14 protein-coding genes are annotated in these 15,461 nt (G+C 61.0%); all 14 read right to left on the reverse strand.

The genetic code is table 11. From position 1 onward, the window contains the following. Positions 1-72 precede the first annotated feature (72 nt). Positions 73-387 carry a hypothetical protein gene (locus OEG84_RS07205; RefSeq protein WP_267653108.1) on the reverse strand — a complete coding sequence of 105 codons (315 nt, stop codon included), beginning with the start codon at positions 385-387 and terminating at the stop codon, positions 73-75. Between the two features lie 447 nt (positions 388-834). Then, positions 835-1,971, reverse strand: coding sequence for an ABC transporter permease (locus OEG84_RS07210; RefSeq protein ID WP_267653109.1), 1,137 nt, complete (start codon positions 1,969-1,971; stop codon positions 835-837). Then, positions 1,968-2,885, reverse strand: a complete 918-nt coding sequence (locus OEG84_RS07215) for an ABC transporter ATP-binding protein (protein WP_267653110.1) — start codon at positions 2,883-2,885, stop codon at positions 1,968-1,970. The genes OEG84_RS07210 and OEG84_RS07215 overlap by 4 nt, the downstream gene beginning before the upstream one ends. Next, positions 2,885-3,838: an HlyD family secretion protein gene (locus OEG84_RS07220; RefSeq protein WP_267653111.1), complete on the reverse strand. Its 954-nt coding sequence runs from the start codon at positions 3,836-3,838 to the stop codon at positions 2,885-2,887. The genes OEG84_RS07215 and OEG84_RS07220 overlap by 1 nt, the downstream gene beginning before the upstream one ends. Next, the gene (locus OEG84_RS07225; RefSeq protein ID WP_267653113.1) at positions 3,835-4,512 is read right to left on the reverse strand and encodes a CerR family C-terminal domain-containing protein; all 678 of its coding nucleotides are present in this window, start codon (positions 4,510-4,512) and stop codon (positions 3,835-3,837) included. The genes OEG84_RS07220 and OEG84_RS07225 overlap by 4 nt, the downstream gene beginning before the upstream one ends. 170 nt (positions 4,513-4,682) lie before the next feature. Further along, entirely contained in the window at positions 4,683-6,227 is a 1,545-nt protein-coding gene (locus tag OEG84_RS07230; RefSeq protein WP_267653114.1) for an AMP-binding protein, read from the reverse strand. Between the two features lie 25 nt (positions 6,228-6,252). After that, the gene (locus OEG84_RS07235; protein ID WP_267653115.1) at positions 6,253-7,020 is read right to left on the reverse strand and encodes an SDR family NAD(P)-dependent oxidoreductase; all 768 of its coding nucleotides are present in this window, start codon (positions 7,018-7,020) and stop codon (positions 6,253-6,255) included. Then, positions 7,017-7,955: an SDR family oxidoreductase gene (locus OEG84_RS07240; protein ID WP_267653116.1), complete on the reverse strand. Its 939-nt coding sequence runs from the start codon at positions 7,953-7,955 to the stop codon at positions 7,017-7,019. Before OEG84_RS07240 ends, OEG84_RS07235 begins: the two co-directional genes overlap by 4 nt. Beyond that, on the reverse strand, positions 7,952-8,854 hold the full coding sequence (locus OEG84_RS07245; RefSeq protein ID WP_267653117.1) for a bile acid:sodium symporter family protein: 903 nt from the start codon (positions 8,852-8,854) through the stop codon (positions 7,952-7,954). The genes OEG84_RS07240 and OEG84_RS07245 overlap by 4 nt, the downstream gene beginning before the upstream one ends. After that, positions 8,851-10,176: a flavin-containing monooxygenase gene (locus OEG84_RS07250; RefSeq protein ID WP_267653119.1), complete on the reverse strand. Its 1,326-nt coding sequence runs from the start codon at positions 10,174-10,176 to the stop codon at positions 8,851-8,853. Before OEG84_RS07250 ends, OEG84_RS07245 begins: the two co-directional genes overlap by 4 nt. Before the next feature lie 123 nt (positions 10,177-10,299). Beyond that, positions 10,300-11,589, reverse strand: coding sequence for a DUF3422 family protein (locus OEG84_RS07255; protein WP_267653120.1), 1,290 nt, complete (start codon positions 11,587-11,589; stop codon positions 10,300-10,302). Between the two features lie 173 nt (positions 11,590-11,762). Beyond that, positions 11,763-12,134, reverse strand: coding sequence for a DUF1850 domain-containing protein (locus tag OEG84_RS07260; protein WP_267653121.1), 372 nt, complete (start codon positions 12,132-12,134; stop codon positions 11,763-11,765). Beyond that, positions 12,135-14,240, reverse strand: a complete 2,106-nt coding sequence (locus OEG84_RS07265; RefSeq protein ID WP_267653122.1) for a TRAP transporter permease — start codon at positions 14,238-14,240, stop codon at positions 12,135-12,137. A 101-nt stretch (positions 14,241-14,341) separates the two neighbouring features. Then, positions 14,342-15,298: a TAXI family TRAP transporter solute-binding subunit gene (locus tag OEG84_RS07270; protein ID WP_267653123.1), complete on the reverse strand. Its 957-nt coding sequence runs from the start codon at positions 15,296-15,298 to the stop codon at positions 14,342-14,344. Positions 15,299-15,461: the final 163 nt, after the last annotated feature.

Raw genomic sequence — 15,461 nt, forward strand, 5'->3', positions numbered from 1 at the left:
CGTCTTGGGAGGACAGCGTGGTTGGGGACCGGACCGGCACCACGCATGGCGCCCGCCGGATCGGTTTTTCGATTAGTTGAAGTGCGGCGAGCCATCGTTGCCAGCGCGGTCGTAGACGATCTTGTCGTTGGAAACGCTATCGATCGACGCGGTCGGAGTGTAATCAACGCCACCCTTGGGAGCGAGGAAGGTCGGCGACCCGTCGTTGCCGGCGCGGTTGTAGATGACCTGGTCATTGGACACAGCACCGACAGCAGCGGTTGCCGTGTAATCGATGCCGGAAGTCTGGGCGGCTGGGACCTGGTAGGCGTCCATGGCTGTCGAAGCCGCGAAAGCGCCGGTCGAGGCAGCAAGGGTGAGGCCGAGTGCGATAATGATCTTGTTCATTTGTTCTATCCGTCTTCGTTTGTTTTCGTTTTCATTCGTTTTTCTAATTTTGTTCGAAGCGGCTGGCGACTGGGAGACGTTCGCTGCCGTGTTTCGATGATCCACATATGGGGTAATCCGATCGGAATTGCCAACCACACTTTTGTGAGAATTTACGCTGAAACTTTCTCTTGAAAAATACGTAGTGAGTTCTTAGTTGGATATTTTATTGTTTTATTTCAGATAGTTATGATTATTTCGAGAAAATGGAGACGAGCATCAGAAACCAGTCTCCGTACACACCGTTGTGTCCACTGTGTTCACAAAAACAGCGACGTTCCAGCTTCCGGGACTTGAAGACCCATTTTTGCTTAGCCGCGTTTGAAATATTCGTTTAAGAAATTGATGCGTTTTCGAATCGATCCAACTCGTGAAGCGGGTCAACCCGGTTCGATGGTGCCAGGGCTTTCAGTCCAGCGTACGTCGAAACCGCGCCAGGGCCAGCGCCGCAAATACCGCAACGAATAAAAACAGCGCAGCGAGTGGAACGGCAACGCCCTGCATATCCGCTCCCTTGAGCATCACCGCGCGGATGATCCTGAGGAAATGCGTGAGCGGAAAAATCTCGCCGAGCATCTGTGCCCAGCCCGGCATACCACGATAGGGAAACATGAAGCCTGACAAGAGCAGCGACGGCAGGAAGAAGAAGAACGTCAGTTGCATGGCCTGCATCTGCGTCCGCGCGACGGTGGAAAACGCGTAGCCAAGCAGCACCAGCGCCAGCACGAAGACCAGAATGCTCGCCAGTAAGAGCGTCAAGGAGCCGACAAACGGCACATTGAAAAGGAACTTGGCGGCGGCCAGCACCACCACGACCTGAACTCCGCCCACAGCTAGGTAGGGCAGCACCTTGCCCAGCATGATCTCCATCGGACTTATCGGCATGGCGAGCAGGTTTTCCATGGTGCCACGCTCGACTTCACGGGTCAGCGCCATCGATGTCATCATCACCATGGTGAGTTGCAGGATCACTCCGAGCAAGCCGGGAACAATATTGTATTGAGTAATACCTTCTGGGTTGTAGAGCCGGTGCACCACCACTTCGAGTGCCGCTGTGGATTGCCGTGCAGCCAGCGCCTCCGCTGATTGCTCGCGCAGCAGCGCCTGGGCGGCCACCGTGCCGAGTGTCGAGATCGCGCCCGATGCCACCGACGGATCGGTCGCATCGGCCTCGATCAGGATCTGCGGGTGATCGCCGCGCTGCACCCGGCGGGCAAAATCAGACGGGATCGTGACGATGAAGGAGACCGCGCCACTCTGGATCAGCCGGTCGGCCTCTTCCGCGCTCGCCACCACATGATCGAAGCGATAATAGCCGGTATTTTCCATCGCCGAGATCATGGCGCGGCTGTAATGATCCTGGCTCGTGGTCACCAGCGCGGCCGGCAACCCCTTGGGGTCGTTGTTGATGGCAAATCCAAACAATACCAATTGCAAAAGCGGCACGCCCAGCATCATGGCAAACGTGATGCGGTCACGCCGCATCTGGATGGTTTCCTTGGCGATGACCGCCATCAGCCGGCGCAATGAAAAGAACCGGTTCATGTCATGTTGTCCGTCGACTGGCTCATGAACTGGATGAATACATCCTCCAGGCTGGTCTGCCCCTGCCGGTAATGGATACCGGTTTTTGCGGCGACCTGCTCGACCGCTGCCGTCAGCAGGTCCTTGTCGCGGCCAACCACATGCAGGCTCAGGCCGAAGGGCGCGACCTGGTCGACCCCTTCGATGCCATCAAACATCCTGGCCGCCTCGTTGACCTTGTCACCCTCGACAATGATCGTGGTCAGGGCCGCGTCACGGATGACGTCAGCGACCGTGCCGCTGGCTAAAAGCTTGCCATAGGAAATGTAATGAATCCGGTGGCACCGCTCCGCCTCGTCCATATAGTGGGTCGAGACCAGCACGGTCAGTCCGGTCGTGGCACGCAAATGGATCTCGTCCCAGAACTCGCGCCTTGCCTTGGGGTCGACGCCGGCTGTGGGCTCATCAAGCAGCAGCAGTTTCGGCTTGTGCATGATGCAGGCCGCCAGCGCCAGCCGCTGCTTCCAACCACCCGACAGGGTGCCGGCCATCTGCTTGCGCCGCGATGACAGGCCCAGATCCTCCAGCGTGTCACGCACGGTGGCAGCCATCGGCTCGAGACCATAGAGCCGGGCCACGAAGGTCAGGTTCTCCTCGATCGACAAATCCTCGTAGAACGAGAATTTCTGCGTCATGTACCCGACTTCCCGCTTGATCCGCAGACCATCGGTGCGGATGTCATGCCCCAGCACCCTGCCCTCGCCCTCATCCGGCGTCAAAAGCCCGCACATCACCCGGATGGTGGTAGTCTTGCCCGACCCGTTGGGCCCGAGAAAGCCGGAGATCTCGCCTTCGGCAACCTGCATCGAGACATGATCGACCACGGTCTTGTCGCCAAACCGCTTGACCAGACCACGGACGTCGATGACGTTCATCAGCGTGCGCTTTCCAGATCGACGTCGACGATCTGTCCCGGCGTCAGCGCCCAGGCGTCATCATCAGGACGGGCTTCGACCAGGTAGACCAGCTTCTGCCGGTTTTCGAGCGAGTAGATCACCGGTGGCGTGAATTCAGGATCGGTCGAAATGTAGCTCACCGTGGCCCGCAGACCGTCGGCGCAGCCATCACACCGCACCACCAGGCTTGCACCGATGGAGAGACGGGAGAGTGCAGGCTCGGGCACATAGACCCGCAATTTCAACGCCCCGTCAGGCAGCACCGAAAGCACCGGCGCCTGGGGCCCTGCCACCTCGCCGGTGTTGCGGATGATGTCGGAAACAACGCCAGCCTGCGGGATCGAGAGCGTCCGCTTGGTCAGCCGCCACTCGGCCGCCTCCAGCACGGCACGGGCTTGCTCGACGCCTGCCTGGGCAGCCTTGATCTCATTGGCGCGCGCCGGCAACTTGGCCACCGACAGATTGGCCTCAAGCTCGGACACCTTGGCGCGGCTGAGTTCAGCACTGGTGGAGGCAGCATCGTAGGCAGCCTGGGTGGATATGCCGCGTTTAAGCAGATCAGACTGGCGCTGCAGCACCCGCTCCGCTTCTTCAGCCTGGGCCTTGGCAGAATCGAGCGCGGCGGCGATGCTGGCAATTTCCTCCGGCCGCCGCCCTTCCTGCAGATTGGCCAGTTGCCGCTGTGCCTGGGCAAGCCCGGCCTGGGCTTGAGCTACCGCGATTTCGGCGTCACGTCGCTCCAACTGGGCGAGCGGCTGTTCGGCGGTAATATGGTCGCCGCGCCGCACATCCAGGGCAACTATCTGGGCCGTCTCGATCGGCGCAACCAGCACATACTCACCCTCGACATAGCCGACCGCGAGCGGCCCTGGACCGGCGCAGACCGAAAACAGCGTCGCGATATAGGGAATGGCGCAGATCAGTGACGTCATGGGCGCGGCTTCCTGTTGGTCTCGACGAAGGCGCGGATATTGCCAAGGATCACCGTCTTGATCCGCTCGACTTCGTCCGTGCCTACCTCGTGCCAGTCCATCCGCCGTGCGACAATCGCGTGCCCGACACGGAAATAGACGACCTGACCCGCAATGCTGAAGGTTCCAAGGCGGATCAGGTCGCTTTCGGGATTATGGCCGGTGGCCAGTCCCAAAAGCGTACATAGCCGGGTGTGAATCGGCAGGATGAAGTCGGTATAGATATGCTCGAATACCGGTCCTGGATTTGAAATCTCTCGGACGATGAAGGTGGCAATATCGCGCGCCTCGGGTCGCCCCAGCATGAAATCCGCCATCGCCATCGCCACCCGCTCAAATGCTTTCTGCGCCGAATCCGGATCATTTCCGGGATTAATGTCGGCCAGCGCCGGCATCGCCGCACTTTGAATGCGGCTCCCTACAAGTTCGGCACTGGCCAGCCGCAAGCCGTCCTTGCCCCCAAAATGATAGGCGATCGAGGCAATGTTGGCCTTGGCGGCGGCGGCAATTTCGCGTGTGGATGTGGCCTCGAAACCCTTCGAGCCAAACAGTTTGAGCGCCGCGACCATCAGCGCCATGCGGGTCTGGTCTCCGGGCTTGTCTGCCTCGGGTGACGGCTCAGTTTCGGATCGCACTTCACTCTCCCTGTTGTCCTTATTCGACAGGGAACATAGCACAGGCAAGCATGTCAATCAATCGATTGATTGATTGACACTCACTCTGACGATAGTCATTACCAACCCGCAGTGGTCACGGCACAACGAGGGCGACAGAGAAAAAGATCTTCGGGTCGCAATCGGCCCGGCTACGATAAGCCGGTCGACGGCTCCTCGGCCAGCAGCGCCCGCAACTCGGTCTTGAGCACCTTGCCGTAATTGTTCTTCGGTAAATCCGTGACGAAACGATAGGTCTTGGGGCGTTTGAACCGGGCGATATGGTCTAGGCAATGCCGGTCGAGCGCCTCCGCATCCACCACGGCATCGGCAGCTATCACGACAAAGGCAATTACCCGTTCGCCCCATTCCGGATCGGCCGCGCCAATCACGCTGACTTCGCGCACGCTCTCATGGATGAGCAGCGCTTCCTCTACCTCGCGCGGGTAGATATTGGTGCCACCGGATATGATCACATCCTTGGATCGATCCTTGAGCGTGAGAAACCCGTCGGCATCGAGACTGCCCATATCGCCGGTCCACAACCAGCCGTCGCGCAACGCCCTGGCCGTGGCCTCGGGGTCGCCCCAGTAACCGGCCATCACAGGTGTGCCGCGCACGATGATCTCACCGGTGTCACCGGTCGCCAACTCGACGCCGTCGGGATCGACAATACGCACCTCCACGCAAGCATGGGGGATGCCGACGGAGGCCAGTCGCTCGCGCCAGCGCGGATGCGAGCGGTCGGCGACCGCGGCACGGTTAAGCGCGGTGATCGTCATCGGGCTCTCGCCCTGCCCGTAGATCTGGCAGAACCGCGGCCCCAGCACCTCAACAGCATCAATGATGTCGGCCAGATACATCGGCCCGCCACCATAGACGATGGTGCGGATGCCCTCGCCATCATAGCCGCTTGCGCGCGCACCGCTGACCAGCCGCTTGACCATGGTCGGCGCCGCAAACAGGTGGATGCCGCCGAGTTCCCTGGCCAGACCGAAAATCTCACCGGGTTCAAACCCGGCCGACACCGGCACCACATGCCGCGCAGCCTTGAGCACATGCTGGATGCAATAGAGCCCCGCACCATGGCTGATCGGCGCGGCATAGAGCGCGGCATCGCTGGTCAACACCTCGTCGACATCGACAAAATATGAAAACGCCATCGCCTGCAGATTGCCGTGGCTGAGCATCACTCCCTTCGGGCGACCGGTGGTGCCGGAGGTGTAAAACAGCCAGGCCATGTCATCGTCATCACGCGCAACCGGCTCGGCAAATGGCTGGACCTCGCGCAAGACGTCGAATTCCGCTCCCGCCAGATCGATTACCGTCGGCGCCCGCTGTTCCAGCGCCTGCACCAGTTCGTCTCCCAGCGGCTGGCTGGCAAACACGGCGGTGGCGCCAGAATTTTCGACGATATAGGCAGCTTCGCGCGGATGCAGCTTGGCATTGATCGGCACCACCGCAGCGCCGGCGAACCAGATCCCGAACATCGCTTCGAGATAGGCTGGATGGTTCTTGGCAAAAATCGCCACCCGGTCGCCCGGTTTGATCCCGTGACGTTCCGCGAGCCCGGCGCCGATGCCGCCCGCGGCTCGGGCAAAGCCGCGGTAATCGGCGCGCATCTCGCCTCCCAGATACAGCGCCGGATTGTCTGGGTGCACCCGTGCACTGCGTACCAGCCATTCAGCCAGATTCATGTTCAACTCCCACTTGCCTAACTCATTAGTTGCGGATTTTCCGCCTCATCAGCCGGATATAAAGCCCCGGCGAGAGTCGGTTGATCATCCAGGCCATCCACGCCACACGCCCCACCGGAATAAAACGCTTGCCACGGCGCCATCCATCCAGAATTGTCTTCGCGGCCTGCGCAGGGCTGATTTCGTCAAACCCGTCGGTCGCAGCCCCTGGACGGCCAATGCCCGCAATCCCGGTTTCAAAGCGGCCCGGATTGGTGGCAACGAACGATGGCGCCGCCACCACCACGCCGACGCCGTATTCGGCTTCCTCTGTCGCCAGCGATTGAAAGAAGCCGTTCATGGCGTGCTTGCTGGCGGCATAGGCAGTGCGCCTGTTGAGCGGTGCAAACCCCGCCACGGAAGAGACCGCAATATGGGTTCCCCGCGCCCTCCGCACAGCCTGCAGCAGACCGGCCGCCACCCGTACCGAGCCAAAATAGTTGATTTCCATCACCAGCCGCTGCGAGGCCAGCGTGGTTTCGTCAAACAGGCCGATCTGGGTTATCCCGGCATTGTGGATCACCAGATCAAGCGCCGGATAGCGAACTGAGATGTCAGCGCAGACTGCCGCCACCGCGGCCTCATCGGTGAGATCGCAGGCGACCTGTTCGATCCGTTCGTCGCCTGTCGGAAGAGCAGCCAACGCCACGGGCAGATCAATCAGCACCAAGCGCCAATCTTCCTTGAGAAGCTCTGCCGCAAACGCCTGCCCCAACCCGCCGGCGCCACCGCTGATCACCGCGACCCGGCTCACAAGCCCGCTGCCTTGCGCCACAATTCAAACGTCTCGCGGCTCGTCAGTTCCGGGCTGTAGCCGAACACATTTTTCAGCGCCGAATTGTCGAGCACCGGCCGGTATTGCAAAAACCGCACCTGTTCCGGGCCATAGCGCGACAGCTTGATCGGCCGGGCAACGGCGAGTGCGGCTTTCAGCAGCCATACCGGCAGGTTCAGCACCGGTTTGCCGAGCGCTTCGGCGATCTCTCTCACCGTCAGCGCACCATCGCCACAGACATTGAAAATGCCCGCCGGCCCCTCGCCTGCCGCGCGCAGCAGAATGCGCGCCAGATCGCGCGTCCAGATGAACACAAACGGGCTGTCCGAGCCCCGCACCGCAATCAGCCGGGGGCGATGAAACAGTTCGGTGATCTGGTTTTCGAGCCCCCCGCCCAGCACGGTGCCGACCCGCAGCACCACCTGCTCGAGTTCGGGATGCAGACTTCTTGCCTCGGCCAGCATTTCCTCGACCTGGCGCTTGTGGTCTGAATAGGCAAATTCAGGATTGCCGCGCACCGGGTCGCTTTCACTCAGCGGCACCGGGTTGTCGGCATGATAGCCATAGGCCGCCCCCGAAGAGGTTACGACCAGCCGTCTGACGCCATGCGCAAGTGCCGCATCAAGCACCTTCCGGGTGCCCATCACATCGACCTGATGAGCAAATTCGCGTGTCATTGCCCGCGTCGGCGAAACAATCGAGGCCAGATGCACGATCACCTCCGGTCTAAACGTCGCGATCACACGCTCAACCTCATCACCGCGCACGTCCATCAGTTCGAATTTGATGCCATCCGACAAGGCCGCCGGTGTGCGAATATCGGTCGCCAGCGTTTGGGTGCCAGCACCCGCCAGTTCATCAAGCAGAACCTGCCCCACCGCACCCGCGGCGCCTGTCACCAGCACCCGGCTCATCGTTCAGCCTCGCTGCGCGACCAGAGCCACGCCAGCACCAGACCGGAGATCGCGTGCCAGATGCCCCAGAATGCCGCCGCCACGGCCATGCCACCCAACCCGCCGAAAAAGGCAAAGATCAGCACCAGCCCAAGGCCCGAATTCTGAATGCCGGTTTCAATCGTCACCGCACGGCGATCATAGTCCGACACCCGCGCCAGGGTCGCGGTCAGGTAGCCTCCTGCCAGCGCCAGTCCGTTGTGCAGCACGACCAGCCCCGCCACCGCCGCCGCATAGCCAAGAAAGAAATTCCAGTTTGCTGCCAGCGCCAGCACAATGAAGCCAATGAAGATAGCCATCGACAGTGATTGCATCGGCTTGCGGATCCGGGCCGCCAGCGCTGGTCGACAGGCGTTGAGCAGAATACCGAGAACGAGCGGCACGATCAGCATGAAAAACACGGTAATCGCGACCGACACCGGGTCCACCACAGTCTCCCGCAAAAGCGTCCGTGTCGGTGCGTAGAGATTGCCCCAGAACGCCACGTTGACAGGCGTGAGCACGATCGCGACGAAAGTGGCGATCCCGGTCATCGACACCGACAGCGCCGTATTGCCGCCCGCCCGATGGGTGATGAAATTGGAAATATTGCCACCCGGGCAGGCCGCCACCAGAACAAGACCCAGCGCAATCGAGGGGCGCGGATTGGTGGCCAAGAGCAACAGGAATGTCAGCGCCGGCAGCACCACAAATTGCGAAACCAGGCCAGTCACGAGCGCTCTTGGCGCACGCAGAAGGGCGCGAAAATCTACCGGCTTCAGGTCGAGGGCGATCGAGAACATCACGATCGACAGGATGGCATTGAGCAGCAACAGGCTGCCGGGGCTGAAATTCAGCCGAATAACGTCGATATCGGTCATTTGGCACCGTCTTTCAAAGCCGCTATCCAGCTTGTGACCGCAGTCCTGTAGGTGACCTTGTCGACATAGTAGGCCATCCGCGGCAGGTCGATATAATTCATACTGCCAGTCGCCCGCTTGAAACCGGCTGCCTTTTCCGCTTGCAGCGCCTTGGCCGCCATCATGCCCTTGCTGATGCTCGCGATGTAGCGCGCCACCATTTCCGCCTGTTCGTGCCGGCCCTGCCACCCCAGCCCCGAGGCCTCGACCATGCCCAGCACGAACAAATCGTCACGCTCGGGATGCATGCAGTTGAGGAACAGATGCGGCGCATCGCCTTGCCAGTTGAGGAGCGCCTTGTCGATGAACGGGTAATGCAGCTTGTAACCGGTCGCCGCCAGGATCAGGTCGTAATCGGCCTGGCTGCCATCCTTGAAATGCACCGTGTTGCCCTCGAACCGGTCGATATCCGGCCTGACTTTGACATCACCATGGCCGGCATGAAACAGGATCAGCGAATTGACCACCGGATGGGCTTCATAGAGGGCGTAATCAGGTTTCGGAAACCCGTATTTCGAGGGATCGCCGGCAAACCATTTCAGGATCATGCCGTCGACCCGGCGCTTGAGCCACATCGGCAGCTTGATGGCGCCACCCAGCGTGTCCGCCGGGCGCCCGAATATATATTTGGGCACGAAATAGTAGCCGCGCCGCATCGAGATATCACAGCTTAGGCCATGATGGATCGCATCCACGGCGATGTCGCAGCCGGAATTTCCAGCGCCGATAATCAACACCCGCTTGCCGGCAAACACTTTCGGATCGCGGTAACGGCTCGAATGCATTAGTTCGCCGGAGAACGATCCCTTGAACGCCGGCATATTGGGTTCCGACAGGGTGCCGTTGGCAATCAGCACGCCCGCAAATTCGGCTTGTTGCTCCTGGCCTTCCGCGTTCCGCCAGACGACGCGCCAGCCTTCACCGTTTCCGCACAGCGGCGTTACTGAAAGTACTTCGGTCCTGAACAGAAAATGCTCGCGCAGTTTGAAATGATCGGCGAAGCGGCGAAAATAGGTCTTCAATTCCCGGTGCGAGGGATAATCGGCAACATCCTCATCCATCGGAAAATCGGCAAACTCCGTCATCCGTTTCGACGAGATCAGATGCGCGGTCTCGTACATGGTCGAGCGCGGGCCGTTGATGTCCCACAGCCCACCAACATCGTCATGGATCTCGAACCCCTGAAAGCCGATTCCCTGCTCGATCAGCGTCTTCGCCGCAGCCAGCCCCATCGGCCCGGCGCCGATCAGCGCGAACTTGCCGCGCGCCGCATTCTCCGTCATGCATCCTCCCGAACCACCGCTCCTCAGCCGCTCACCCATCCTTGCGCGCTACGCGCTGCAAAACAAGATGCCGCTAGGGTAGTGATGAGGAGGTAGGCTGCACGGCAGCCCTACCGCGCGGCTCTATTCGCCATCGACAGTCTCCGCCTCATCCTCAAGCGAATGTTTCTTGCGGACCGAGCGCACCATCATCCAGGTAAAGCCAATCGCAATCGGCACGAACAGGCTCGACAACACGCCTGAACTCAGCGGCAGCCCCAATTTGTCGAGTGGCTTGGCGACATAACCGAACAGGCCGACAATGTAATAGGAAATTGCTGCCACCGAGAGCCCCTCGACGGTTTGCTGCATCCTCAGTTGCAGTTTGACCCGGCGGTTCATCGAGCCGAGCAGCGCGCTGTTTTGCCGTTCCAGTTCGACATCGATCCAGCTGCGCAGCAGCGCCGTGGTCCGCGCCAGCTTGCGCGACAGGTTGGCCTGCCGTTCCTCGATCGACTGGCAAGTGCGCATTGCCGGCGCCAGCCGCTTTTCCAGGAACGCGCCGATCGTCTCGGAACCGGGCTGGCCGGTTTCAGCCAGCGAAGCGATACGTTCGCGCACGATGTTGTAATAGGCCCGGCTGGCGCCAAAACGATAAAGGCTGAGCGCGGCGCTGGCTTCCAGTTCCGCCGCAAGCTCGGTGATTTCAGAAAGCAGGCTGTCGGCATTTTCACGCGCGCCGGATTTCATGCTCTGCGTGGTCTTTGTCAGGCCGTCCTCGATGCGGCGCATTTCCGGCGACAGCGTCCGCGCCAGCGCCAGGCCCAATGTCGCCAGCGTTCGGTAGGTCTCGATGTCGAGCAACCGCTGCACCACCGCCCCGCGCCCGGCGTCAGTCATGCCCCTGTCGACCACCAGAATCCGGGTCAGCCCGTCGCCATCCTGGCGGAAATCGGTGGCAATCAGCGCCTGCCCGTCCTTGACTTCGCTCAGGCACAGGCTGGTCGGATCGAAGGTCGCAAGGGCTGCCTGCGTTTCAGGCGACTCTGGCCTGACTTCCAGCCGTATGCCGGCAATCAGATTGCCCGGCGGCGAAAACTGGTCGCCAAACGGATGTGTGTCGAGATGGTCGCCAAAACGCTCAGGCGCCGGTGCGTCCCAGAAATAGGTCGAAAACTCGGTATGGCGTTCCCAGCGCAGGGTTCCCTGTCCCCAGCCCATGGCGAAATGTGCCGACTCCCGTCCTGGCACGGCGACGCCGCGCCCCCGCGCAAGTTCGGCCACCACCGCGTGATCGACCGCCGCTCCGCCATCGGTCAGGAACGCCAGTTGAAAGATCACCCGCGACTGTCCGACCAGCGCCAGCGGCCGCGCGTGAATTTCGCCCAGCGCCTCGGCGCGGCCTTGCGCCATCGGAAATGAAAACCTGCCCATGCGCTGTTGATCCCCTCAATCTCGTGCATCGCGCAGCGCCGGATGCGATCCTTCTCAGGATCCCCACACCTCGCCTTTCTCAATTGTTTGTAGAGCCAGCACCCCATCAAGGCAAAGCGGCAATTCCGCGCTTGTCGTCTTTACTCGGTAATCGGCAGTTCCGATGCGGCATTTCAGGGCTCAGCACAAGGTGCGATCCGGATTGGTTCACCGGCCGCTCCACCCAGCGTTTCACACCCGCCGGCATGGCACAGCGTCCAGGCCGAAACGGTGGCGCCGGAGGCCGCCAGCACGAGTTCGGGCACAGCCGGCAGTTCCGGCGCCCAGATCCACCAGCCGTCTTCAAGTCGCGCGCCCTCGCCGGGATCCATACCCGCACCCGATCCCTTGACCCGCGCCTCGACCAGTTCCAGCCCTCCCGGCATTACCCGCCAGTCTTCGCGCCATTCGGTCTTTTCAACCGAATGGGTCCAGGAAAGATTAAACAGCGTGGCGGCGATCACCAGCGCCTTGCCGCCAGCGCTGACGCAAAGCGCGAGTGCCATTTACGCCGGCTCCGCCTGTCTGCGCATCTGCAGATAGGCCAGCACCGCAAACGCTGCCGCCAGAGCGAAGCCGATCTCGTCGGTCAACGGCAATGCTGCAACCAGCGTGAATGCCGCCAGCGCAGCAAGCCCGCGCAGCGGCCAGCCCAGCGGTCCACCAAGAAAGCCGATCACCGCAGCTCCCCACAGCCCGATCGCCAGCACCGTCTTGGCAACGATATAGATCACCGCCGGCACGTAACCGATTTCGGCTGCCAGCGGCCCGCCATCCTGCAGCATCAACGCCGGTGTGTAGACCGCCATGAACGGAATCACGAAGCCCGCGGCAGCCACCTTGACCGCCTCCATCGAAATCTTCAGCCCGTTCTCCTTGGCAATTGGCGCAGCCGCGAAACAGGCCAGCGCCACCGGCGGTGTCAGGTCGGCCAGAATGCCGAAATAAAACACGAACATGTGGCTGACGATCAGCGGCACACCCAGTTCCAAGAGCGCCGGCCCGGCGATAGACGAGGTGATGATGTAGTTGGGGATAGTCGGGATCCCCATGCCGAGCACGATACAGGTGATCATCGTCAAAAGCAGCGACAGGAACAGGCTCTTGTCGCCTACCGAAACGATATATTGCCCGAATGTGTTGGCAGCGCCCGTCAGCGTCATGGTGCCGATGATGATGCCGACAATCGCGCAGGCGACACCCACCGGCAGCGCCGTCTTGGCACCCTCGGCAAGCGAATCCCTGCAGATCGCCAGCGTTTCGCGCCCGCCCTTGCTGACCGCGTTCCAGGCCACCAGCGCCAGCACCGCAGCCAGGATCACATGAATGCCAAATTGCAGGAAGGCGGCGGCCACCAGCCCCAGCCCGATCCAGAAGATGGTCCGGATCGCGCCCGCAGGAAGGCCCAGCGCAACAGAACCGCCGAGGATCAGCAGAACGGTGAGCGCCAGCCCGACGGTTCCGGCAAACAGCGGCGTGTAGCCCGAAAAAAGCAGATAGATCAGCATCAACAGCGGCAGCAGCAGATACCAGTTCTCTCGCAGCGCCTTCATCGGCGACGGCAATTGGTCCTTCGCCAAGCCTACCAGATTGTGCTTGCCGGCCTCCAGATGCACCATCCAGAACGCCGAGGCGAAATACAAAAACGCCGGGATGATCGCGGCCTGGACGACCTCGTAATATTCGACGCCCAGCGTTTCGGCCATGATGAAGGCCACCGCCCCCATCACCGGCGGCATGATCTGCCCGCCCATCGACGAGGTCGCTTCCACCCCGCCGGCAAAAGCCGCGCGGTAGCCGAAACTCTTCATCAACGGGATCGTGAATTGTCCGGTGGTCACCACATTGGCGACACCGGAGCCGGAAATCGTCCCCATCAGGCCTGAAGAGATCACCGAAACCTTTGCGGCACCGCCGCGCTTGTGCCCCACCAGCCCCAGCGAAACGTCGGTGAAAAGCTGAATCATGCCGGCTTTTTCAAGAAACGCGCCAAACAGGATGAACAGGAAAATGAAGCTTGAGGAAACGAAGATCGGGATACCGTAGATGCCCTCGGTGCCATAGGCCATGTGGTCGATCACCTGGGCAAAATCATAGCCACGGTGATTGAGCGGCGACGGCAGATATTCGCCGAACAGGCAGTAGGCCAGAAATGCACCGGAAATGATCGGCAGCGCCGGGCCCATGATCACCCAGGCGGCGACAAATACGGTGGTGAGCGCAATTACGCCCATGACGATATCACGCTGCAGCGGATCGCCGGCGCGCAGCAGCAGTTCGGTATATTCATACCATTGGTAAAACGCCACGGCGACGCCGCAACCGGCCAATAGCCAGGCCAATGTCTTGACTGCCGGGCCGGCATTGCGCGCGGCAGCGACCAGCGGAAAGGTCAGCAGCAACAGGAAACCGACATGGATCGCCCGCACCACCTGGCTCGCCAAATCGATGATATGCGCGGCGGTGGCGATCTGGAACACCGAGAACACCAGCGCAATCCAGAACAAAAGCCGCCCTTCGGGCGTTTGCGGAAAGCTCTCGGCCAGCGGATCATGCAGACCGAGGTCGATATCGGCCTCCGCGGCCTGATGCGCGGCTTGGTCTCTTGCCATGCGGTGTTCTCCCAAAAGGCATCATATAGGCCCCGTGGCGGAGTCAGAATTCCAACCCCGCCACGGCAATCAGCTGATGTTATCCGGTTGTTTGACCGGACTTACATTATGCCCTTTTCCTTGTAGTAACGCTCCGCGCCCGGGTGCAGCGGCAGCGGCATGCCCTTGACGGCATTTTCCAGCTTGATCTGCGCGGCCGCCTTGTGCGCGGCTTCCAGGTCTGGGAGGTTTTCAAACAACTGCTTGGTCATCTCGTAGGCGAGATCGTCGCTGACGTCCGAATGCGTCACCAGGAAGTTGACCACCGCCACGGTGCCGACATCGCTGTCCTGTCCTTCATAGGTGCCTGCCGGAATGGTGGCCGCAATATAGGGAGCGCCAAGCGCGGTGACGACTTCTTCGGGCACAGCCACCATCTGGATATCGAGCGAGGTCGACAGATCCTTGATCGAGGCAACCCCGAGGCCTGCCGACTGCAGCGTCGCGTCAAGTTGGCGGTTCTTGATCAATTCCACCGATTCAGCGAACGGCAGATATTCGGTCTTCGACAGGTCGTCATAGGACATGCCGGCCGCCTCAAAGATCTTGCGCGCATTGAGCTCGGTGCCGGACTTGGCAGCACCCACCGACAGGCTCTTGCCCTTCAGATCGGCAAAATTCTTGATGCCGGATTCCTTCGAGGCAACGATCTGGATGTAGTTGGGATAGACCGCTGCGATGCCGCGCAGCTTGTCGAGCGGTGCCTTGAAGCCTGCATCCGCATCGCCTTCCCAGGCCAGCTTGACGGAATCGCCCAGCGCCAGCGCCAGTTCGCCCTTGCCCTGCTGCAGCAGATTGAGGTTTTCCACCGATGCCTTGGTCGACTGCACCTGGGTGCGCACGCCCTCGATCTTCTCGGCGTAGATCTTCGACAGGCCGACGCCGAGCGGATAATAGACGCCCGATGTTCCCCCTGTGAGAATATTGACGAACTGTTCGGCCTTGGCCGGGGCCAACGACAGGCCCATGGCGCTCGCCGCCATCAGGGCAACAAGGTTTCTGCGGTTGATGCTGATCATCGAGGGTTCCTCCATATTTGAACAAAACGAGGCGGCGGTTCCTTGCGCCACTCCGGTACAGTCTCAAGCGATATAGTCCGGATGCCGATCCGCAAAGCGGATCTCCTCTGGCGCGCCAGACAACCGGCTGAACATAACTGGCATGTTTTTGCTCGATAGCAAG

The organism is Hoeflea algicola, from assembly GCF_026619415.1.
Classification (GTDB): Bacteria; Pseudomonadota; Alphaproteobacteria; order Rhizobiales; family Rhizobiaceae; genus Hoeflea; species Hoeflea algicola.